Origin of the sequence: Janibacter massiliensis (genome assembly GCF_900289115.1) — a bacterium.
GTDB lineage: Bacteria > Actinomycetota > Actinomycetes > Actinomycetales > Dermatophilaceae > Janibacter_A > Janibacter_A massiliensis.
On the sequence record NZ_LT985196.1, the window covers coordinates 480,790 to 501,762 of the forward strand.

The following is a 20,973-nucleotide window of genomic DNA, read 5'->3' on the forward strand; positions in this document are numbered from 1 at the left end:
TCCTTCGTTGGTGGTGCTGGGGTTGAGGTGCTTCCGCTCAACCTAGGGGCGCGATCCGACCTTGCGCAACTCGGTGGGCGAAAAGGTGAGTCACCTTCACTCAACCTCGGGGATCGGTGGCGCATTCCCGACGACCGGGCATGCTGGGATCGTGGAGCACACGACCCGCGAGGAGGCCGTCGACGAGCTGCTGCGCGCCGCGAGCGCGCCGGTGCCGATGTCGCGCGGGCACCTCGGCCAGGTGCCCATCCACTGGAAGACGGCCCTGCTCGTCTTCCCGCTCGCCGGGGCGGTCACCGCGTCCGCGGAGCTGCTCCTCGATCCCGGCGACACCTTCTGGGGCCGCGACCCGGCCGACGGCATCGCGGTCGCGGTCCTCACCCGGGCCGATGGCACGCGCGTCATCGAGTCCTCGACCCGCCGGCCCCGGCTGGAGAGGACCGACTGAGCCCGGCGCGCCTCGGCGTGTCGGGCGGCTCGATCGGGGACCATGGGCTCATGGCGATCCCTGACCTCCGGCCCGTGGCCGACCGCCGCCACGACCCGCTGACCCGGGACCTCACCGCGTTCGACGCCGCGGACATCGACGGGCTCCTCGGCCGGCTCGCGTCCCCCGACGACGAGTCCGACACCGCCATCATCCCCCGCCTGCACGCCCCTGCCTCGGCGCCGCAGATGGTGTGGACCCCCGCGCCGGTCCGGGTCGGGACCACGCCCGCGGGCACCCCGGCCACCGCGCCCGCGATCACCGCGCCCGAGACCACCGCGCCCGCAGTCACGCGAGCGAGCCGTCGCGCGGGCGCCACCTCCCCGTTCTCCCGGGTGCCGTGGGCCCTGCTGGGGATCGTCGCGGCGCTGGCCGTCGTCCTCGTCGTCGCGACGGTTCTCGCGGGACCGATCGGCCTCGCGGCTGCGCTCGGCGCCGAGGCCGTCCTCGTCGGCTGCGTCGTCGCGGCCGGCTCGCGCCGGGGGTACACCGGTCGGCACTCGGCCGGCTACCGCCCCCGCCACGCAGCCTGAGCCGACCCCGCGGACGGGGCCGGCCCAGGCTTGGTCGGTGACGGGGGGCTCAGTCGCCCGTCAGACCGCTCAGCAGCTCGGAGAAGTCGGTGACCTCCTGCTCGACGCCGACCCCGGAACGGCGCCGGCGCGCCGCACCCGCCTCGGTCGGCGCGAACCCCTCGACGCCGCTGGGGGCGGCGACGACCAGGGCGGCGAGCTCGTCCGCCGCGCGGGAGATCCGCGCCTGCAGCTCCGCGCCACCACCGAAGTCCTCGGTCGCCGCGAAGACGGCCGTCGGCACGACGACCGCACGCAGGTAGGCGAACAACGGCCGCATCGCGTGCTCGAGGACGAGGCTGTGCCTGGCCGTCCCGGCGGTCGCCGCGACGAGGACGGGCATCCCCGTCACCGCGTCGGGGTCGAGGGTGTCGACGAACATCTTGAACAGTCCGGAGTAGCTCGCCGCGAAGACCGGGGTGACGGCGACGAGACCATCGGCCTCCGAGACCGCTCGGCGGGCGGCGTCCAGCTCCGGAGAGGGCATCCCGCCGGTCGTCATCGCCGTCGCGAGCGGGACGGCGAGGTCGCGCAGCTCGATGACCTCGATGTCCACCGCCTCACCGCGCGCCGAGACGCGGGAGCGGACGGCGTCGGCGATCCGGTCGGCGAGCAGCCGCGTCGAGCTCGGCACCGAGAGCCCCGCGGAGAGGACGACCACCCGCCGGGTCATGCCGACACCTCGGCGGCGTCACGAGCCACCGCCGTGATGACCGTGCGGTGGGGGGAGTCCGGCCCCTCGGCGCGCAGGCTCTCGTGGGTCGGCGGGTCGCTCGGCACGTGGGCCGGCCGTCGGCGGTCGAACTCGGCGCGCAGCACCGGCGCGACCTCGCGACCGAGGATCTCGACCTGCTCGAGGACGACGTCGATCGGCAGGCCGGCGTGGTCGATGAGGAACAGCTGCCGCTGGTAGTCACCGACGAGGTCGGCGTACCCCAGGTACCGCTCGATGACCTGCTCGGGCGTGCCGACGGTCAGCGGCGTGGTGCGGGTGAACTCCTCGAGGGAGGGGCCGTGACCGTAGACGGGCGCGACGTCGAAGTACGGGCGGAAGCGGCGCACGGCCTCGGCCTCGGCGCCCGCCATGAACACCTGTCCGCCGAGCCCGACGATCGCCTGGTCGGCGTCGCCGTGACCGTGGTGCTCGAAGCGCCGGCGGTACAGCCCGACCATCTGCGCCGTGTGCTCGGGGTTCCAGAAGATGTGGTTGTGGAAGAAGCCGTCGCCGTAGAAGGCGGCCTGCTCGGCGATCTCCGTGCTGCGGATGGAGCCGTGCCAGACGAACGGCGGCACACCGTCGAGCGGTGCGGGGGTCGAGGTGTAGCCCTGCAGCGGGGTGCGGAAGCGGCCCTTCCAGTCGACGACCGGCTCGCGCCACAGCCGACGCAGGAGGTGGTAGTTCTCGATCGCGAGCGGGATACCGTCGCGGATGTCCTTGCCGAACCACGGGTACACCGGGCCGGTGTTGCCGCGGCCCATCATCAGGTCGATGCGCCCGCCGGACAGGTGCTGGAGGAAGGCGTAGTCCTCGGCGATCTTCACGGGATCGTTCGTCGTGATGAGGGTCGTCGAGGTCGACAGCCGCAGACGCTCGGTCTTGGCCGCGATGTAGCCCAGGTGGGTCGTCGGCGAGGAGGGGACGAACGGCGGGTTGTGGTGCTCGCCCGTGGCGAAGACGTCGAGCCCGACCTCCTCGGCCTTGAGCGCGATGCGGGTCATCGCATCGATGCGCTCGTGCTCGGTCGGGGTCCGGCCAGTCGTCGGGTCGCGCGTGACGTCGCCGACGCTGAAGATGCCGATCTGCATGGGGTGCTCCGCCCTGTTAATTGACGATTCAACTACCCTAACCCCGTGGGGCACGCGGGCATTCCCCGCCCCCGGAGTGCGTCAGCCCGCCTCCCGTTCGGCGATGGCGCGGATCGCCTCGAGGGTCGCCGGGATGCCCGCGACCGCGGCCTCGCGACGGTCCGCGAGCTGCGCGCGGGCGTCGTCGCCGTACCTGCGCTCGAAGAACGCGAAGCCCGTCTCGAGCACCTGCCACGTCTCGGTGAGGCGGCACCCGCTGCCGGTCGGCTCGATCTCGTAGCCCCAGCGGACGACGTCCTCGCCCACGACCCACGCGAACGAGCGCGGCGGATCCGCCTCGACGACGCGCGACGTGGTCTGCCACTCCCGCGTCGGCGTGACGTTCCGGCCGACGATGACCGCGCCCGGCCGGACCGGGCCGCCGTCCTCGTACCAGCTCTCGGCGACGACCGGGCTCCACTCGGGGGTGCGGCGCACGTCGGTGACGAGGGCCCACACCGCCTCCGCCGGTGCGGCGATCTCCACGGTCTGCGCGCGCCCGAACTCGGCGCGGTCGATGTCCGCCAGGCTCATGCCCTCCACACTCCCCCGCCCGGTCACCGACCGCAACCGGCCGGACGCACTGCGCCCGGGCCGGCGGACCGCCCCGGGCGCAGCGACGGACGGCTCAGGCCCAGCGCGGGAGCGGAGCGGGGGTCGTCGGCTTCCGGACGTTCGTCAGGTCGATGCCGAGGTCGCGGGCGAAGACCAGGCGCGTGGTCCACGAGCCGTCCTCTCGCACCTCGAAGACGCGACTGCCGCGCAGCCGGTGGTTCTCCGCGCCCCCGAGGCCGTAGGTGCCGAAGCCCGAGCCCGGGCCGTACCCGAGGTGCACCCCGTAGTAGCTGCCGGTGTACGTGTTCACGTGGTCGTGCCCGCAGTAGACGCCCGTGACGTCCCCGCGGTGGAGGATCGCGGAGAACATGCCGGAGTTGAACGGGCCGGGGCACTCGTCCTCGTTGCGCTCGCCGACGATCTGGTGCTTGACGCGCGCGCGGGCGTGGTCGGCCTCCGTGCGCGAGTCGACGCTCGCGAACCACATGAAGCGGTGCTCCCACAGCGGGATGTGGATGAACATGACACCGGGCACGATCCGGCCCGCGGCCCGCTCGGCCTGCCGCGAGGTCTCGAGGTACCACTCGACCTGGTCCGCTCGCAGCCAGTCCCAGTCGGGGTACCCGGCGAAGTCCTGCCCGGCGATGGTGTCCGGCGCGTAGCGCCCCGAGTCGAGCAGCCACACGTTGAACGCGGTGCGGCCGTCGCGCCCGCGGACCGGGACGACCGCGTTGCCCGTGCCCGTGATGCGGCGGGCGCCGTCCGGGTTCACGTTGTGCGGGTACCGCTGGAAGAACTCGAGCATGTCCGACTCGTCCATGCCGGTCTTGCTCGTCGAGTCCTCGTCGTGGTTGCCGAACTGCGCGGCCCACGGGATGCCCGCGGCCTCGACCGGGGCGATGACGTTGTTCAGCGCCTGCTTCGTCTGCAGACCCGTGTCCGGCCCGCCGTTGATGTTGTCGCCGACGAAGACGACGAGGTCGGGCTCCTCCTGGGCGATGACCTTCGTGACGAGCTCGATCGTCCGCGCATCGGTCGTCTCGTCGTCCTGGGTGTCGTTGAGCTGGACGATCTTGAACGAGCCGTCGCGACGGAACGACAGGCGCGGGGCGTGGCCGTGGCGTCGACGCAGGCCGTGGGTCGGGGACGCGTCGGCGGCGCCGGCGCTCAGGGCGGTGGCGGCCAGGCCGGCGGCACCCGCGGTGATCATGCTGCGACGGCTGGGTGCGGTGGTCATGGCGGGTCTCCCTGAGGGCGGGGGTGACGGGCACCACGAACCTAGGGTCGCGACGTGACAAGCGGGTGACCCCGGGCAGACCTGCGGTGAACGTCCGGCGACGCCGGGCGCGGATCAGTCGACGACGCGCGCTGCGCCCTTGTCCGCCGACTGCGCGAACCGGGCGAAGATCCGCAGCGCGGGCGAGACCGGACGGTCCCGGTCGACGGGCTGCCAGCCGCGCTCGTCCTGCTCGGACCGGCGACGGCGCAGCTCGTCCTCGTCGACGAGCAGCTGCACGCGGCGCTCGGGGATGGAGAACTCGATGACGTCCCCGTCCCGGACGAGCCCGATCGGCCCGCCGCTGGCCGCCTCCGGCGAGACGTGCCCGACCGACAGGCCCGAGGACCCGCCGGAGAACCGGCCGTCCGTGATGAGGGCGCACTTCGGGCCGAGCCCGACGCCCTTGAGGTAGCTCGTCGGGTAGAGCATCTCCTGCATCCCGGGACCGCCCTTCGGGCCCTCGTACCGGACGACGACGACGTCCCCGGCCTGGATCTGCCCGGAGAGGATCATCTCGACCGCCTGCTCCTGCGACTCGGCCACGCGCGCCGGGCCGGAGAAGCTCCACTGGTGCTCGGGCACGCCCGCGGTCTTGACGATGCACCCGTCCGGGGCGAGGTTGCCGCGGAGCACGGCGAGGCCGCCCTCGGCGGTGTACGCGTGCTCGACCGACCGGATGCAGCCGTGCTCGGCGTCGGTGTCGAGGTCGGCCCAGCGCTTGGTCGAGCTGAACGCCTCCGTCGTGCGGACACCGCCGGGCGCGGCGTGGAAGAGCTCGGTCGCCTCCGGCGTGGCCGTCCCCGAGCGGATGTCCCAGGCTCCCAGCCACGCGTCGACGGACTCGCTGTGGACGGCGTGGACGGCGCGGTCGAGCATCCCGGCCCGGTCGAGCTCGCCGAGGATGGCCGGGACGCCTCCGGCCCGGTGCACGTCCTCCATGTAGTAATCGGTCGAGTTCGGGGCGACCTTGACCAGGCACGGCGTGACCCGCGAGAGCGCGTCGATGTCGTCCTGGTCGAAGTCGACGCCGGCCTCGTGCGCGGCCGCCAGCAGGTGGAGGATCGTGTTCGTCGAGCCGCCCATCGCGATGTCCAGGCGCATCGCGTTGGCGAACGCCGGGCGGGTCGCGATCGCCCGCGGCAGCACCGAGTCGTCGTCACTGTCGTAGTACCGGCGGCACAGGTCGACGACGAGGCGCCCGGCCTCCTCGAAGAGCCCGCGCCGGGCCGCCGCCGTCGCCAGCGTCGAACCGTTGCCGGGCAGCGACAGGCCGAGGGCCTCGGTGAGGCAGTTCATCGAGTTCGCCGTGAACATCCCCGAGCACGAGCCGCACGTCGGGCACGCGGCCTTCTCGATCGCGTCGATCTCCGTGTCCGAGACGGTGTCGTCGACGGCCTTGATCATCGCGTCGATGAGGTCGAGGCGGCCCCCGGCGGCGGGCTCGCCGTCGACGACCTGCTCGCCGAGCGCGCGACCGGCCTCCATCGGGCCCCCGCTGACGAAGACGGTCGGGATGTCCAGCCGCAGGGCGGCCAGCAGCATCCCGGGCGTGATCTTGTCGCAGTTGCTGATGCACACGAGCGCGTCGGCCCGGTGCGCCTGGACCATGTACTCGACGCTGTCGGCGATGACCTCGCGGCTGGGCAGGGAGTAGAGCATGCCCGCGTGACCCATCGCGATCCCGTCGTCGACGGCGATGGTGTTGAACTCGCGCCCGACGCCACCGGCCTCGGCGATCGCGTCGGAGACGAGGCGACCCATGTCCCTCAGGTGGACGTGACCGGGGACGAACTGCGTGAAGGAGTTCGCGACGGCGACGATCGGCTTGCCGAAGTCACCCTCCCCCATGCCGGTGGCGCGCCACAGGGCGCGGGCGCCGGCCATGTTGCGGCCGTGGGTGGTGGTCCTGGAACGCAGCTCGGGCATGGACCCACGGTAGGCGCCGCCGTCGCTCAGGCGCGGGGCGCCCCGTCCACCGGGTCGACGTGCCCGACCTCGACCTGCTCGCGGGCGACCTCCGTCGTGACGGGGACCTCCTCGCGGGTGACGCTGCGCACGAGCCGGATGCGCTCGACCTCGACGACCTCGGTCGCGAAGACGGGGCGCTCGGCGCGCACGACGATCTCCTGCTCATCGGCCCGCAGGTCGCGCTCGCCGTCGGTCCACTCGCGGTCGACGTCGGCGGTGCTGGTCCCCGCCTCGACCGCCGCGGTCGGGGTCGTCGCACGGTCGACCGGCACCCGGACGATCTCGACCTCCTCGCGGCGCAGCGGGATGGTGAACGTGACGTCCTCGGTGACGATCCGCGTCCGGACGACGACGCGCTCCCCTGCCACCCGCTCGGTGCCGACGACGAGGCGCTCCTCGCGGACCACGAGGCCGTCGCGGTCATCGAGGCCCTCGACGGGCCGGTGGTCACGGTCGATGGCGTGCTCGGGCGTGTGGTCGGTCATGCCGTCCGTCCTCGTCGTCGTGATGACCTGCGGCGATGGGCGCAGCAGCCGTCCCCCGACCCTAGATCACCGCAGGCCCGCTGGGAACTGCGCACGACGGCGCAGGGGTGGGAGGATGTCCCTCCGTGACCGCCGTTCCCGCCACCACGCCTGCACGACCCGGCCCGCCGGCCCGGGTCGACCTGACGAAGTTCGCGCTCCTGTCGGTCGCCGCGGCGGTGGTGACGATCGCGCTCAAGGTGTACGCGTGGCGGATCACCGGCTCGGTCGGCCTCCTGTCCGACGCCGCCGAGTCGGTCGTCAACCTCGTCGCGGCGGTCACCGCGCTCTTCGCGCTGCGCGTCGCCGCCCGCCCCGAGGACAAGAACCACCACTTCGGGCACGCGAAGGCCGAGTACTTCTCCGCCGCGATCGAGGGTCAGATGATCTTCATCGCAGCCTGCGTCATCATCTGGACCGCCGTCCAGCGGCTCCTCCACCCCGCGCCGATCGAGTCCGTCGGGATCGGTCTGGCCGTCTCCGTCGTCGCCTCGCTCGTCAACGGGGCGTGCGCGCTCGTCCTCCTGCGCGCCGGCCGCGAGCACCGCTCGATCACGCTGACCGCCGACGGCAAGCACCTCATGACGGACGTCGTCACCTCGGCCGGCGTCGTCGTCGGCGTCGCCCTCGTGTGGATCAGCGGGCTGCAGTGGCTCGACCCCGTCGTCGCGCTGCTCGTCGGCCTCAACATCATCGTCACCGGGTGGAAGCTCCTCCAGGAGTCGGCCGACGGGCTCATGGACATCTCCCTGCCCAAGGAGGACAACGCCCGCATCTCCGAGGCCCTCGGCCGGTTCGTCACGCAGGACGTGCACTTCCACGGCCTGCGCACCCGGGAGGCAGGGCACCGCCGGTACGCCGAGGTCCACGTCCTCGTCCCCGGCTCGTGGACGGTGACGCAGGGCCACGACCTCGTCGAGGACGTCGAGGCCGCGCTGCGGGAGGAGCTGCCCGACGTGACCCTCGTCTGCCACCTCGAGCCGAACGACGACCCCCGCAGCTACGACGACTACCCGACCGAGTTCCCGGTCCCCGACCACGCCGAGATGCGGCGCCGCGCGGGGGTCGACGGGGCCTCCTGAGCCCGCCGAGCCGAGCCCTCCGTCCCGGGGTACAGTCCACCCCGGCAGGGGTGTCGGTCCCTGCCGAGCGACCCACGACGCACGTGACAGGGGCCCCTCCCGGATGAGCACCGCACCTCAGCCACCCAGCCAGTCCGTTCCGCCGCAGCCGGGCCAGCACCCGATCGCGGGGCAGCCGGTCGCCCAGCAGGCCCAGCCGGCGCCCGACGAGCGGCGCCGGGCGCGGAAGGGGACCAACGAGCAGGCGGCCGCACCGGCCGGGACCCCGGTCCCGCCGCCGAAGCTGCGTCGCCGCCCGCTCTACATCGCCCTCGGGCTCCTGGCCGTCGCGCTCGGCGCGATCCTCACGGCGTTCCTCGTCAGCAGCCTGACGAGCTCAAGCTCGGTCGTCGCCGTGAGCAAGGACATCCGGCGCGGCGAGGTGATCGAGGCCTCCGACCTCATGCCCGCGCAGGTCAACGACGGCTCGGGACTCAACCCGATCCCCTTCGCCGACCAGGACCTCGTCGTCGGCAAGCGCGCCGCCTACGACCTGCCGGCCGGGGGCATCGTCCCGCGCAACGGTTACACCGCGCAGACCGTCCCCGGCCCGAACAACGCGCTCGTGGGCCTCAGCTTCGACGCCGGCCACGTGCCCAACAGCGAGCTCCTCACGGGCGACCGGGTGACCGTCGTCCGCGCGCCCAACGGCGAGGGGACGGTCGCCGGCGCCGGGGGCGGCTCCTTCACGGAGGTCGCCGGCACCGTCGTCGCAACCCGGCGCAACGCCGACGGCACGAAGATCCTCGTCGACATCGAGTTCACCGCCGCCGACGCCAAGACCGTCGCCAAGGCGTCCGGCCCCGGGGACCTCGCCCTCGTCCTCAACAGCCGCTCGCAGAGCGACACGAAGGAAGCGGCGGGCAGCTGACGTGGCCGTCGTATCCCTCTTCTCGGTCGGAGGCGCACCCGGGGTCACCGTGAGCTCGCTGGGGCTCGCGCTCTCCTGGCCGCGGCCGGTCCTCCTCGTCGACGCGAACCCCAACGCTGGCTCGGCGGTGCTCGCGGGCTACCTGCGCGGCCAGATGCCCCACGACCGCGGTCTGCTCGACCTCGCGATCGCCCACCGCGCGGGCGACCTCGGCGCGGCGGTCGGTGCGACGGCCCGGGAGATCCCCGGGTCCAAGGTCCGCTACATCCCCGGCCTGCGCTCCCACGTCCAGGCCCCGACGACGACCTCCCTGTGGGAGCCGCTCTCCGGGGTCCTGCGCTCCCTCGAGCAGCAGGGGATGGACGCGATCGTCGACTGCGGTCACCTGGGCCTCGTCGGCGCGCCGAAGCCGATCGTCCACACCTCCGACGTCGCGCTGCTGACCACCCGGACCTCGCTGCCGGACCTGTCGGCCGCCCGCTCGTGGGCCAAGGAGCTGAGCGGCGAGTTCCAGCAGCTCGGCACCCCCGACCACCTCGGCTGCCTCGTCGTCGGGGAGGGCCAGCCCTACGGGCACCGCGAGGTCCAGAAGGTCCTGCGCCTGCCCGTCGTCAGCGCGCTGCCGTGGGACCCCGAGACCGCCGCGGTCTTCCACCACGGTGCGGACGCCCCGAAGCGGTTCACCAACAGCCCCCTCAACCGCGGGCTGCGGGCGACCGCACAGGCGATCCTCGGCCTCATCACGACCAACCGCGAGCGTCTCGGCACGCACGCGCCGTCCCAGGAGCCCACCCGTGCGTGACCAGGACCCCGGCGAGATCGGCATCCCCCTCTTCGACGACGACCTCGACGGTGTCGACGAGTCCACGTCCTCGCGGGCCGACGTCTCGCAGCGGTACGCCGCCGGGGCGGGCTCGACACCCTTCACGATCGACGCCGCGCTCGCCCCCTCGCCGCCCCAGCCGACCCTCGGTCTGGCTCCCCCGGTGGCACCGACGAGCGCGACCTCCGTGCCCGGCCTCGCCGCACCGTCCGTCCCCGAACCGTCCGCCCCGTCCGCGGTCGCCGGGTCACCGACGGTCCCGACGGGGACCAGCACCTCGACCAGTCGCCCCGGCTCCCGCGACCAGGGCATCGACTGGGCCCAGGTCGCCGCCCTGCGGACGCAGGCGTCGGAGATGCTCACGAGCGCGATCGCCGAACGGGGCAACGCCCTCGACGGGGACGCGCAGCGCGAGCTCGGCCGAACGATCATCCTCGAGCTGCTCCAGTCCACGGCCGCCGAGAACCTCGCCGTCGGACGTCGGGCGTGGTCGCTCGAGGAGCAGGGCCGCATCGCGCAGGCCGTCCACGATGCGCTCTTCGGCCTCGGCCGGCTCCAGCCGCTCGTCGACGACCCCCAGGTCGAGAACATCGAGATCACCGGCTGCGACCAGGTCCTGCTCGAGTACGTCGACGGGTCCCTCCACGAGGGCCCGGCGGTCGCCGAGTCCGACCAGGAGCTCATCGACTTCCTCGTCTTCCTCGCCAGCCGGTCCGAGGTGAACGCCCGTCCGTTCTCCGAGGCGCAGCCGCGGCTGCACATGCGGCTCGACGGCGGGGCCCGGCTCGCGGCGACCGCGTGGGTCACCCCGCGCCCGTCGCTCGTCATCCGACGTCACCGTCTCCGGGAGATCACCCTCGAGGAGCTGTCCGAGCGCGGGATGCTCGACCCCGTCGCCGTCTCCTTCCTGCGCGCCGCGGTGCGGGCGAAGAAGTCGATCGTCGTCTCCGGTCCCCAGGGCGCGGGCAAGACGACGATGGTCCGCGCGCTGTGCGCCGAGCTCGACCCGTGGGAGCGGATCGGCACGTTCGAGACGGAGTACGAGCTCCACCTGCACGAGCTCACCGAGAAGCACCGCCGGATCGTCGCCTGGGAGTCCCGCCCGGGCTCCGGCGAGGTCGGCCCGGACGGCCGTCAGGCCGGCGAGATCCCGCTGGACGACCTGCTCTACGACTCCTTCCGCTTCAACCTCTCCCGCCAGATCGTCGGCGAGGTCCGCGGCAAGGAGGTCATGGCGATGATCAAGGCGATGCAGTCGGGCTCCGGCTCGATCAGCACGACGCACTCCGCCGACGCCGTCGGCGCGATCCGCAAGCTCATCACCTGCGCCATGGAGGCCGGCGGGCACGTGACCGAGGCCTACGCCCAGCGGGCCGTCGCCGAGCACATCAACATCATCGTCCAGCTCCACCTCGACACCCGACCGGCCGCGGACGGCACCCCCCGGCGCGAGCGCTACGTCAGCGAGATCATCGCCGTGCACCCCGGCGAGGACGGCCCGGCGACGACCCACGTGTTCCGGCCCAACCCCGACGGCGGCGAGCCGATCCCGAGCGTCCTGCCCGACGACTACCGCGAGCTGGCCCGCTTCGGCTTCGACATCGAGGGCTACTACGCCGGGGTCCGGGCCTGATGCAGACCCAGATCGCCGCGCTCGCCGGCGCCCTCGCCGTCGGAGGGATCATCCTCGTCCTCGTCGGCATGCGGCCGGCGCCGGAGCGGCAGCAGGCGGCCTTCACGCGCCGCCGCAGCCCCCTGGCGACGCGGTGGCGGCGGCTCGAGACCCGGACGCGGCGGCTCGTCGTCGGTGGCGTCACGGCCGGGCTCCTCATCGGGATCCTCACCGGGTGGTGGATCGCGCTCGTCGTCATCCCGGCAGGGGTCATCGGCCTGCCGATCCTGCTGTCCGCCGGGGGTGCGGCCCGGAAGATCGACCGCCTCGAGGCCATGGAGGAGTGGGCGCGCTCGCTCGCCGGCGTCCTCACCGTCGGCGTGGGGCTCGAGCAGGCGATCGTCGCGACCCTCCGCTCGACCCCGAAGCCGATCGAGCCGGAGGTGACCCTGCTCGCCGCGCGCCTGCGCGCCCGCTGGCCCACGCGGGACGCGATCCGGGCCTTCGCCGATGATCTCGACGACCCGACCGGCGACCTGCTGTGCGCCAACCTGCTCCTCGGTGCCCAGCGGCGTGGCGCAGGCCTGGCCAGCGTCCTGGAGTCCGTCGCCCAGTCCGTCTCCGAGGACGTTCGCGGGCGGCGCATGATCGAGGCCGACCGCGCCAAGCCTCGGGCGACCGCCCGCTGGGTCACGCTCATCACGATCGCGGTCCTGCTCTTCCTCTTCTTCGCGACGAGCTACGTCGACCCGTACCGGAGCGGCATCGGACAGGTCATCCTCGCCGTCCTGCTGTCGGCGTACGTCGGCTGCCTCGTGTGGATGCGGGCGATGGCGCGGGGCAAGGAGCTGCCGCGGTTCATCGGTACCGACGTCGCCGAGGAGGTCCGGTGACCCTTCTGCTGTCCCTCTTCGCCGGCGCGCTCGTCGGCCTCGGCCTCGCGCTCCTGCTCGTCAGGTCCCTGCCCGCGCAGCCCGATGCCCTCGCCACCCTCGAGCGGATCAACCCCGAGCAGCGCAACGAGCAGCTCGTCATCGCCTCGAAGGACGCCGACGTGCGCGACGTCCTCGGCTCATGGGCCCTGCGGAAGACCGCCCTGCCGGGACTCGGACCGGTGCCGACGAAGGAGCTCGCCCTCCTGCAGATCCCGCTGTACCGCTTCTTCGGCGAGAAGATCATGTACGGGCTCATCGGCCTGATCCTGCCGAGCATCCTGACGGTGGTGCTGTGGATCGGCGGCCTGTCCCTACCGTTCGCCATTCCCGTCCTCGCGAGCCTTGTCCTCGCCGCGGTGATGTTCTTCCTGCCCGATTACAACGTCCGCGACGACGCCGCCGCGGCGCGCAAGGACTTCTCCCGCGCCCTCGCGTCGTACATCGACCTCGTCGCGCTCGAGCGCAACTCCGGGTCCGGCCCGCGGCAGGCGATGGAGATCGCCGCGTCCGTCGGCGACTCGTGGGTCTTCAAGCGCCTGGCCGACGAGCTCGCCCGGTCGCGCTGGTCCGGCCAGCCGCCGTGGGACGCGCTGCGCACCCTCGCCGACGAGCTGAGCCTGCCGGAGCTCGCCGACCTCTCGGACATCATGCGACTGTCCGGCCAGGAGGGCGCGCAGGTGTACGCGACGCTGCGGGCCCGCTCGCAGTCCATGCGCACGGCGGAGATGAACGACCAGCTGTCCGAGGCCAACGCGATCGGCGAGCGGATGTCGATCCCGATGTCGATGCTCGGGCTCATCTTCATGGCCCTCCTCATCACCCCGGCGCTGCTCAAGGTCATGCTCGGCGGCTGAGGCTGCTGCGAATCCTCCGGTGAACACTCGGTGAACCCCGCCCGAAGGGGCACTCGGGGGCGGTCCGGACGAGCATCCGGACCGCCCGGCGGGTTACAGTCGACGGGCGTGGCCCGCAGGGGGCCCACCGTCGCGCATCACCCGATCTTGAGACGGAGAGACTCCGATGATCCAGCTGTACGCCACCCTCCACACCGCCGGCGCGATCAGCCGTGACTACCTCGCCCGGCAGTGGGCGATCGTCTCGGACGAGGACGAGCGTGGCTCCGTCACCATCGAGCAGGTCCTGTGGGCCATCGCGATCATCACCATTGTCGGCATCGTCGTCGCGGCGATCACGGCGTGGGTGACGAAGGCGTCGGGGGACCTGGCCAACAAGGGCACGGACGTCGGGAACTGATCCGACCGGTATGGAGCAGCGGGGGCGCAGAGACGACGACCGGGGAGCGGTGAGCATCGAGATGGTGCTCATCTTCCCGATGGTCATGCTCGTCACGCTCCTCGCGCTCCAGGCCGCGGCGTACCAGCACGCCCGGACGATCGCCCTCGCCGCCGCCCAGGAGGGTGCGCGTGCCGCCACGCCGCTCGGCTCGACCGACACCGTCGGGAAGGCGGCCGCGGAGAACTTCCTCGGCCACACCGGCGACGGCCTGGAGAACCCCAGCGTCACGCTCAACCGGAGCGATTCCAACGTGATCGCCGTCGTCACCGGCCGGTGCCCGACGATCCTCCCCGGGTTCTCCGCGACGATCACGCAGTCCGCCGCGCGGCCGATCGAGCAGCTCACCGGTGGCGGCGAGAGCATCGACGACCCGGGTCTGCTGCCGGGCGAGTCCGACGACCCCTTCGGCGGGGAGGCCCCGCCGAACGCGCCGTGAGCGCCCGCCGCGGGGCGTCCGAGGCGGGCTCCGCATCGATCGAGCTCGTCATCCTCGGCCCCGCCTTCGGGCTCGTCGTCGCGCTGCTCGTCATGGCCGGGCGGCTCGCGATCGCCCAGCAGACGATGGAGCAGGTGGCGTTCGAGACCGCGCGGACCGCTTCCCTCGCCCGGACCGCGGCCGAGGCGAGCTCGATCGGGACCAGGACGGCCCGGCTCGAGGTGGGCCGGCAGAACCTCCGGTGCAGCTCCGAGCCGGAAGTGGAGATGAACGACCTCGAGGCCTTCTCCGCGCCGCCGGGCACCCCCTCCGACGTCGAGGTGACCGTCCGCTGCCGCGTCGACATGGCCGACCTCGCCATCCCGGGCACCCCGGGTTCCGTGCAGGTCGAGTCCACCCAGAGCAGCCCCATCGACACCTACCGCGGGCGCGGGATCGGCGGTCGTCCATGAGCACCCCTTCCCGCCCGTGGCGGGCCGACGACGGAAACCTGTCGGTCTACTTCGTCAGCCTGACGCTCGGGATGATCGTCGTCCTCGGCATGGTCGTGGACCTCGGCGGGTACATCCGGGCGCAGCAGCACGCCGACGCCGTAGCCCAGGAGGCCGCGCGGACGGGGGCGCAGCAGATCGACGGCGGCTTCGCGATCCCCGGCTACGGCGTCCGCCTCGACCCCGATGCCGCGAAGGCCGCGACCGACGCCTACCTCGCCGGTTCCGGCCTCGAGGGCTCGTCCGAGGTGGCCGAGAACACGATCACCGTCGAGACCCGCGCGACGTACGAGCCGATCTTCCTGTCGGTCATCGCCATCAGCGACCTCCCGGTCACCGGTCGGGCCAAGACACGGGTGACGCGAGTCTTCCGGGGCGAGGAGGTCTGACATGGCCGCACGGATGAAGGGCCTGCTCGGGTCCCTCGGCCTGCTCGCGATCGTCGTCGGGGTCCCGGTTCTGCTGTGGACGCTCGGTATCCACCCGCTGCCCTCCGACGTCCCCTCGTTCCGGGAGATCCTCGACGGGCTGCTCAGCCCCGACGACGGCACCTTCCTCCTGCGGGTCTTCGGCGGCCTCGCGTGGCTCGCCTGGCTCTTCATCGCCTTCTCCGTCGTCGTCGAGATCATCAGCCGCCTGGCGGGGGTCGAGACGCCGAGGATCCCGGGGCTCGCCCTCCCCCAGGGCATCGCCCGCGGCCTCGTCGGCACCGCCGCGCTCCTCTTCGTCGCGGCCCCCGTCGTCGGGCAGGCCACCGCCGCCCAGGCGGCCGTCGGGCCGGCCAGCCCCACCCCGACGACAGCCGCGTCCGTGAGCGCGGTCGCGCTGGGGGCGTCGGAGGCCGCCGCCGTGGCGAGCGTGGACGTGGCCACCCCCGCACCGCAGGAGACGGAGGACAGCCCGCAGCACGCGACGGTCGACCACGTCGTCGAGCAGGGGGACACGCTCTGGTCGCTCGCGGAGAAGCACCTCGGCGACGGCGGGCGCTACCCGGAGATCGTCCACGCGAACCCGGGCACGATCAGCTCCTCGCACTGGCTCGCGACCGGCACGACGATCCAGATCCCCGTCGACGAGAAGGCCGAGCAGGCGTCGTCGCCCGCCCACGAGGTCGTCGTCGAGCGCGGCGACACCCTCTCGGGCATCGCGGAGCGGGAGCTCGGGGACGCCGACCGCTATCCGGAGCTCGTGACGGCCACGCAGGACGAGGTGCAGCCGGGCGGGGCCCGCCTCACCGACCCCGACCTCATCCTCCCCGGCTGGACCATCTCGGTCCCCGGCGACGGGTGTAGCACCGAGCGCAGCTCGGACCGAGCCGCCGCGACGGCGACGAGCAGCAACCCGGACGCGGCCCGCACGACGCCCGACGTGCCCGAGCGGAGCGACGCCGCGATCTTCGCCGGAGCGACCGGCTCGGCCGACGTGCAGGGCGACCTCGACCTCGCGGGCTTCGCGGGCGCCGTCGCTACGGACGCGCCCACCACCGCGTCGGGACCGGTCGCCGCGCCGCAGGACGAGGGTCCCGGTCTCGGATCGATCGCCCTCGCGTCGGTCGGGGTCCTGGGGCTCGGCGGGCTCACGGCGAGCGGCCTCGTCGGACTCCTGGCCCTGCGCCGTCAGCAGCAGCAGCGCCGCCGCGGTCCGGGCGAGGCACTGCCCCTGCCGACGGGCCGGCTCGTCGAGGTCGAGAGCGCGCTGCGCGACACCGCCGAGCGGGAGGACGCGCGCACGGTCGACCTTGCGCTGCGCCACCTCGCCGCGGCCTTCGGCGGCCGGGAGGCACCGGCCGTGCGATCCGTGCTGATGACGCCCGGCGGGGTCGACGTCCACCTCGCCGCACCGACCGCGCTGCCCGCGCCGTGGACCGTCACGGCCGACCCGACGATCTGGACCCTCCACGCCGAGCGGGCCGCCGGTCTCGACCTCTCCTCGACCGGCGCCACGCCCCCGCCGTACCCCGCGCTCGTCTCGCTCGGCCGGGACCACGAGGGCGCGCACCTGCTCGTCGACCTGCAGCAGGCCGGGGTCCTCAAGGTCGCCGGTCCGGCTGAGCGGACGCGGTCGGCCATCGTGGCCGTCGCGGTCGACCTCGCGACCTCCGCATGGGCTGCGGGCGTCCGGGTCACGGTCGTCGGCGGCCAGGACGACCTCGCCCAGGTCCTCGGCACCGATCGGCTCCGACCCGCTGCGGACGTCGACGCCGCCGTCGAGATGGTCGAGCAGGACACCGATCCGGTCGTCCACGTCGTCCTCGTCAGCGGTGACGCGACGATCGACGGCAGCCGCCGCCTCACCGACCTCGCGACCGCCCGCCGCGACGTCTGCGCCGTCATCGCGACCCGCGACTTCGCGCCGGGCGAGTGGGCCCTCGACCTGCGTGAGGACGAGCAGCTGGGCGTCGTCTCGCCGATGTACCTCCAGGTCCACGCCCAGCGTCTCCCGGACGACGTCTGGCACGACATCCGCGACCTCTTCGCGCTCGCCAGCGCCCCCGCGCTCGCCGCGGCCTCGCCGTGGGCCCCGGTCGAGGAGCCGACCCTCGCCGGACTGACCGCCGCCCGGGTCGCCGAGGGCTACCTCGACGACGCCCTCGAGGACGTCCCGACCCGGGTCCGCAACACGGGCGGCGGGGTCGAGGCCGGCGACACCCCGCGGACGCTGTGGAACACCCCGGTCCCCCGCCCCGTCGGCGGCTCGGGCGTGGTGCGCGGCGTCGACGGCGGCATGACCCCGCGGGTGGCCGACTGGCTCGTGCCCTCGGTCACGCCGACCCCGGGGACGCCCGTCCCGCCGGTCGTCCCGTTCCCGACCCGGATCAGCGAGCACTCGGCGCCCAAGCGGCTGCCGTTCCTGCGCCTCCTGGGCCCGGTCGACCTGGAGAACGTCCCGGACATCGATCACGGCGCCCGCACCCGGCTCACCGAGCTCACCGCCTACCTCGCGATCAACCCGGGCGTCGACCGCCGGCACCTCGACGACGCCCTCTGGCCCAACCGCGCCCAGGCCGACATCAGCCAGGCCCGCGAGGCCGCGATCACCCGGCTCGGCGACTGGCTCGCCGCCACCCCCGGCGTCGAGGGCGCCCTCCTGCACGAGGACGGCGCGACGCTCTCCCTCGACGGACGGGTCACGACGGACTGGGACCTGTGGACGGGCCTGCTGCCCGACGGCCCGCAGGAATCGAGCGACGCCCGACTCGAGCAGGCGCTCGGCCTCGTTCGGGGACGGCCGTTCATCGGGACGCACCCGCGGCAGTTCGCCTGGGCGGAGGGTCCGAAGCAGATGATGGTCGCCGCCGTCGTCGACGCGGCCGCCGAGCTCGCGCGCCGGTGCATCGACACGCAGCGGTACGACGACGCGATCGACGCGGCGCTCGTCGGCCTCACCGTCGAGCCGGCCGTCGAGCGGCTGTGGCGCCTGCGCATCGTCGCGGCCGACCGGGTCGGGCAGCCCGACGTCCGTGACGAGGCCGTCAGCGCCCTCGTCACGCTCTGCGAGGCCGCCGGTGGTCGGTTCGAGCCGGAAACCGTCCGTCTGCTCGACGACCTCCGCGCCCGGACCGCTCCCGACGGCTCGATCCTCGCCCCGGCCACGAGCCGCTCGGCCGAGGTCGTCTGACGGGGACCAGCGGCCGTGCCATCATCGAACGAACCGTTCCGGGCACCAGGCCCGATCATCGGAGGGGAGCCCACGCGATGACCACGACCCCGGTCCGCCGGCAGATCAGCGCCGTCATGGCTGTCGTGCTGCTGTGCCTCATGACGATGGCGGCCGCCATCGTGCTCGCCCCGCGGGCCGAGGCCGGGTGCAGCCAGATGCCCGCCGTGCCCGCGTGCACCTTCACCCCACCGCCGCGTCCGGAGCCCCCACGGGCGGATCCTCCGCCGAGCGGGTCGAGCACGGGCGGCGGTGGCGGCGGCTCGAGCACGGGCGGCGGTGGCGGCGGCTCGACGAGCGACGACACCCCCGAGGAGGAGAAGGAGCCTCCGAAGCCCCCGTGCTGGGTCGTCGCCGAAGGCACGAAGTGGGGCTGGGACGAGGTCGAGTGCCGCAAGATCCAGTACGGCGACTGGTCCAACGAGCGCCAGTGCTACATCCTCAAGGCCGACCCCCAGCCGCCGGCAGGCGCGGACGTGTGGGAGGGCCGCACGACGGGCGCGATCTACTACTGCACGACGTTCAACTGGGGCTGGCCCCGCAGCGCCGCCTTCTGGTCGGAGAACCCGCCGCCGACGAACAGCTTCCTCGGCGACCTCCCGACGACGCTCGTGCCCGACCGGGTGCGCATCGGCATCACCCCGGGATACATGCGTTCGAAGGAGGCCCGGGAGAACGACCAGATCGGCGTCGTCGGAGCGCCGGTGTGGATGTGGATCCCGAAGGACAACCCCAAGACGGCGTACGGCCGCTACCAGGTGAAGCTGCTGTCCTCGACGGGCGTCATGACCGTCACCCTCACGGCGGGCGAGGTGCGGTGGTACATGGGTGAGAACGGCAGCGCCCGCCCTGACGTCGTCTGCAAGGGCCGGGGCACGCCGTACCGGATCGAGTTCGGGCTCAAGGAGTCCCCGGACTGCGGGTACATCTACCGCAAGCCCGGCCTCTACCGGGTCCGCGCGTTCGTCGTGTGGACGGTGGAGACCGACGGCGGCTGGGGCACCCCGCCCGAGCGGTACGAGGGTCTGCTGCGTGCCTCGAGCGCCGTCATCAAGGTCGGCGAGGCCCAGGTGCCGATCGTCGAGGACACGCCGTGAGCCGACGCACCCGCACCGCCGCGGTGCTGGTCGCACTGGCGCCGGCCGCGCTCGCTGGCGGGTGCTCGTCCGGTCCGGAGCCCCTGGCCCGCGGCGGCATCACGTCCACGACCGAGGAATCGACCCTGCTCGAGACGGACCGGGACCAGGCGATCCGGGCCGCGAAGGCGCAGCTGCGCGCATTCCTCAGCGCCTTGGACACCGCGATGAGTGCCCCGACGAAGTACGGCGAGGACTCGCTGCGAGCGGTGTCGGACCCGATCGGCAGCAAGGCCTCGTTGTTCCTCAACACCCTGCGCGAGAAGAACCTCCGTCAGACCGGCCGAACTCGCCTGAAGTCGGTGAAGGTCGCCGACGACCGGATCGTCGCCAAGGACGGCGAGGTCCCGGCGATCGACCTCGAGGCGTGCCTCGACGTCTCGGGCGTCAACTACGTCGACGAGAAGCGCAAGGCCCTGCCGAAGGACGGGGTCAACAGCAGGCGGTACGTGTACACGCTCACGAACAAGGAGTACCCGAAGCGCTCGACGTGGAAGGTCACCTACCTCGAGATGTCGAACGAGGGCTGCTGAGGCCGGCGCCGGTCAGCGCAGGAACCGGACGGCGAGCGCCCCGAGCGGCAGGAGCGCGAACGCGAGCGTGAGGAGGGTGTCACCCTTTCCCCAGCGGGCGGGGGTGACCCAGGTTCGGCGCTCGGCATTGGCGAAACCGCGGGCGTCCATCGCCGTCGACAGCTCGACCGCCGACCCGAGCACGCGCACGAGGACCGTGAACGTCATCGCCCCGATCGTGCGGACGGGTGGCAGCAGGGAGCGTCGCGGGCCGACGCCGCGGACCCGGCGGACGGCGGCGACCTCGTCCCACGTCGCGCGGAAGGCTTCGATCCGTCCGAGCGCCGCGCCGAAGGCGACCGCCGGGCGAGCCGGCAGACCGAGCCGCCGGGCCAGGTGCACGGCCAGCTCGTCGGTGTCGATCCAGGCCACGAGGACCGATGCCGGGACGATCATCACGAGCAGTCGGGTCATCGCGTCGAGCGCCGGGCCGATCCGCTGACCGCCGAGCAGCCACGAGCTCCAGCCGAGGAGGACGGCGGCGATCACCCCGGGGGCGAGCCGGAGCAGCACCGAGCGCGCCCGTCTGCGCGGCGGTCCGGAGTCGGGGATCCCGCGACGACCGGGCGCCGCGAGCAGGGCGACCCCGAGGACGACCTCCGCGGCGACGAGACCCAGGGAGACGCGCCACCCGGGGGACAGCAGCCCGGCGACCGCCGCCAGGAGGAGGGCGAGCAGCGGCGCGAGCGGACCGACGCGGGCGACGAGGGGCGGTCGCCGGGCCGCTGTTCCCCGGGCGGTGCGTCTCCCACTGGCTCTTATACACGACCCCGAGCTCACCAGACGGACCCCC

General features: G+C 73.2%; 22 protein-coding genes. 15 read left to right on the forward strand and 7 right to left on the reverse strand.

The annotated features are described in order from the left end of the window. The first annotated feature begins 151 nt into the window (after positions 1-151). Complete coding sequence (locus DAA34_RS02405) at positions 152-448, forward strand: hypothetical protein (protein WP_106817458.1); 297 nt, start codon at positions 152-154, stop codon at positions 446-448. A gap of 50 nt (positions 449-498) precedes the next feature. Beyond that, positions 499-1,020, forward strand: a complete 522-nt coding sequence (locus DAA34_RS02410) for a hypothetical protein (RefSeq protein ID WP_106817459.1) — start codon at positions 499-501, stop codon at positions 1,018-1,020. A 49-nt stretch (positions 1,021-1,069) separates the two neighbouring features. Here DAA34_RS02410 and DAA34_RS02415 read toward each other — a convergent pair whose 3' ends face one another. From DAA34_RS02415 to DAA34_RS02440, 6 genes are all read right to left on the reverse strand, one after another. After that, complete coding sequence (locus DAA34_RS02415; protein ID WP_106817460.1) at positions 1,070-1,732, reverse strand: FMN reductase; 663 nt, start codon at positions 1,730-1,732, stop codon at positions 1,070-1,072. Then, complete coding sequence (locus DAA34_RS02420; protein WP_106817461.1) at positions 1,729-2,865, reverse strand: LLM class flavin-dependent oxidoreductase; 1,137 nt, start codon at positions 2,863-2,865, stop codon at positions 1,729-1,731. Before DAA34_RS02420 ends, DAA34_RS02415 begins: the two co-directional genes overlap by 4 nt. Positions 2,866-2,946: 81 nt before the next feature. Continuing rightward, the gene (locus tag DAA34_RS02425) at positions 2,947-3,438 is read right to left on the reverse strand and encodes an SRPBCC family protein (protein ID WP_106817462.1); all 492 of its coding nucleotides are present in this window, start codon (positions 3,436-3,438) and stop codon (positions 2,947-2,949) included. 94 nt (positions 3,439-3,532) lie between these two features. Continuing rightward, the gene (locus DAA34_RS02430; RefSeq protein WP_106817463.1) at positions 3,533-4,696 is read right to left on the reverse strand and encodes a metallophosphoesterase family protein; all 1,164 of its coding nucleotides are present in this window, start codon (positions 4,694-4,696) and stop codon (positions 3,533-3,535) included. A gap of 114 nt (positions 4,697-4,810) precedes the next feature. Further along, a complete protein-coding gene (gene ilvD / locus DAA34_RS02435; protein WP_106817464.1) occupies positions 4,811-6,664 on the reverse strand; it encodes a dihydroxy-acid dehydratase in 1,854 nt (617 codons plus the stop codon). A 26-nt stretch (positions 6,665-6,690) separates the two neighbouring features. Beyond that, complete coding sequence (locus DAA34_RS02440; protein ID WP_106817465.1) at positions 6,691-7,191, reverse strand: YsnF/AvaK domain-containing protein; 501 nt, start codon at positions 7,189-7,191, stop codon at positions 6,691-6,693. 125 nt (positions 7,192-7,316) lie between these two features. Here DAA34_RS02440 and DAA34_RS02445 point away from each other — a divergent pair, with 125 nt between their 5' ends. The 13 genes from DAA34_RS02445 to DAA34_RS02510 all read left to right on the forward strand — a co-directional run bounded on the left by DAA34_RS02445 (position 7,317) and on the right by DAA34_RS02510 (position 20,141). Further along, positions 7,317-8,312: a cation diffusion facilitator family transporter gene (locus DAA34_RS02445; RefSeq protein WP_234354071.1), complete on the forward strand. Its 996-nt coding sequence runs from the start codon at positions 7,317-7,319 to the stop codon at positions 8,310-8,312. Between the two features lie 103 nt (positions 8,313-8,415). Next, the gene (locus DAA34_RS02450; RefSeq protein WP_106817466.1) at positions 8,416-9,222 is read left to right on the forward strand and encodes an SAF domain-containing protein; all 807 of its coding nucleotides are present in this window, start codon (positions 8,416-8,418) and stop codon (positions 9,220-9,222) included. 1 nt (position 9,223) lies between these two features. Next, the gene (locus tag DAA34_RS02455; protein WP_106817467.1) at positions 9,224-10,024 is read left to right on the forward strand and encodes a hypothetical protein; all 801 of its coding nucleotides are present in this window, start codon (positions 9,224-9,226) and stop codon (positions 10,022-10,024) included. Continuing rightward, entirely contained in the window at positions 10,017-11,678 is a 1,662-nt protein-coding gene (locus tag DAA34_RS02460) for an ATPase, T2SS/T4P/T4SS family (protein WP_234354072.1), read from the forward strand. Before DAA34_RS02455 ends, DAA34_RS02460 begins: the two co-directional genes overlap by 8 nt. Continuing rightward, positions 11,678-12,550, forward strand: a complete 873-nt coding sequence (locus tag DAA34_RS02465) for a type II secretion system F family protein (RefSeq protein ID WP_106817468.1) — start codon at positions 11,678-11,680, stop codon at positions 12,548-12,550. Before DAA34_RS02460 ends, DAA34_RS02465 begins: the two co-directional genes overlap by 1 nt. Continuing rightward, positions 12,547-13,446 (forward strand): type II secretion system F family protein, encoded by a 900-nt coding sequence (locus tag DAA34_RS02470; RefSeq protein ID WP_106817469.1) that lies wholly within the window; start codon positions 12,547-12,549, stop codon positions 13,444-13,446. Before DAA34_RS02465 ends, DAA34_RS02470 begins: the two co-directional genes overlap by 4 nt. A gap of 166 nt (positions 13,447-13,612) precedes the next feature. Further along, positions 13,613-13,846: a hypothetical protein gene (locus tag DAA34_RS02475; RefSeq protein ID WP_106817470.1), complete on the forward strand. Its 234-nt coding sequence runs from the start codon at positions 13,613-13,615 to the stop codon at positions 13,844-13,846. Between the two features lie 49 nt (positions 13,847-13,895). Continuing rightward, a complete protein-coding gene (locus DAA34_RS02480; protein WP_158707562.1) occupies positions 13,896-14,324 on the forward strand; it encodes a TadE/TadG family type IV pilus assembly protein in 429 nt (142 codons plus the stop codon). Further along, on the forward strand, positions 14,321-14,776 hold the full coding sequence (locus DAA34_RS02485; protein WP_158707563.1) for a TadE/TadG family type IV pilus assembly protein: 456 nt from the start codon (positions 14,321-14,323) through the stop codon (positions 14,774-14,776). Before DAA34_RS02480 ends, DAA34_RS02485 begins: the two co-directional genes overlap by 4 nt. Then, positions 14,773-15,204, forward strand: coding sequence for a TadE/TadG family type IV pilus assembly protein (locus DAA34_RS02490; RefSeq protein WP_106817473.1), 432 nt, complete (start codon positions 14,773-14,775; stop codon positions 15,202-15,204). The genes DAA34_RS02485 and DAA34_RS02490 overlap by 4 nt, the downstream gene beginning before the upstream one ends. Before the next feature lies 1 nt (position 15,205). Then, positions 15,206-18,433, forward strand: a complete 3,228-nt coding sequence (locus DAA34_RS02495; RefSeq protein WP_106817474.1) for a LysM peptidoglycan-binding domain-containing protein — start codon at positions 15,206-15,208, stop codon at positions 18,431-18,433. 77 nt (positions 18,434-18,510) lie between these two features. Then, positions 18,511-19,569 carry a hypothetical protein gene (locus DAA34_RS12065; RefSeq protein ID WP_158707564.1) on the forward strand — a complete coding sequence of 353 codons (1,059 nt, stop codon included), beginning with the start codon at positions 18,511-18,513 and terminating at the stop codon, positions 19,567-19,569. Then, the gene (locus DAA34_RS02510; RefSeq protein WP_106817476.1) at positions 19,566-20,141 is read left to right on the forward strand and encodes a hypothetical protein; all 576 of its coding nucleotides are present in this window, start codon (positions 19,566-19,568) and stop codon (positions 20,139-20,141) included. The genes DAA34_RS12065 and DAA34_RS02510 overlap by 4 nt, the downstream gene beginning before the upstream one ends. A 12-nt stretch (positions 20,142-20,153) precedes the next feature. On the opposite strand, the gene DAA34_RS02515 is transcribed toward DAA34_RS02510, so the two are convergent. Then, the coding region (locus tag DAA34_RS02515; protein WP_234354073.1) for an energy-coupling factor transporter transmembrane component T at positions 20,154-20,973 on the reverse strand (820 nt) is incomplete at its 5' end.

Coding starts and splice junctions, on each gene's coding strand:
- DAA34_RS02425 (WP_106817462.1), bottom strand. CDS start 3,438: ATGAGCCTGGCGGACATCGACCGCGCCGAGTTCGGGCGCGCGCAGACC.
- ilvD (WP_106817464.1), bottom strand. CDS start 6,664: ATGCCCGAGCTGCGTTCCAGGACCACCACCCACGGCCGCAACATGGCC.
- DAA34_RS02465 (WP_106817468.1), top strand. CDS start 11,678: ATGCAGACCCAGATCGCCGCGCTCGCCGGCGCCCTCGCCGTCGGAGGG.
- DAA34_RS02410 (WP_106817459.1), top strand. CDS start 499: ATGGCGATCCCTGACCTCCGGCCCGTGGCCGACCGCCGCCACGACCCG.
- DAA34_RS02450 (WP_106817466.1), top strand. CDS start 8,416: ATGAGCACCGCACCTCAGCCACCCAGCCAGTCCGTTCCGCCGCAGCCG.
- DAA34_RS12065 (WP_158707564.1), top strand. CDS start 18,511: ATGACCACGACCCCGGTCCGCCGGCAGATCAGCGCCGTCATGGCTGTC.
- DAA34_RS02415 (WP_106817460.1), bottom strand. CDS start 1,732: ATGACCCGGCGGGTGGTCGTCCTCTCCGCGGGGCTCTCGGTGCCGAGC.
- DAA34_RS02440 (WP_106817465.1), bottom strand. CDS start 7,191: ATGACCGACCACACGCCCGAGCACGCCATCGACCGTGACCACCGGCCC.
- DAA34_RS02475 (WP_106817470.1), top strand. CDS start 13,613: ATGATCCAGCTGTACGCCACCCTCCACACCGCCGGCGCGATCAGCCGT.
- DAA34_RS02490 (WP_106817473.1), top strand. CDS start 14,773: ATGAGCACCCCTTCCCGCCCGTGGCGGGCCGACGACGGAAACCTGTCG.
- DAA34_RS02420 (WP_106817461.1), bottom strand. CDS start 2,865: ATGCAGATCGGCATCTTCAGCGTCGGCGACGTCACGCGCGACCCGACG.
- DAA34_RS02430 (WP_106817463.1), bottom strand. CDS start 4,696: ATGACCACCGCACCCAGCCGTCGCAGCATGATCACCGCGGGTGCCGCC.
- DAA34_RS02495 (WP_106817474.1), top strand. CDS start 15,206: ATGGCCGCACGGATGAAGGGCCTGCTCGGGTCCCTCGGCCTGCTCGCG.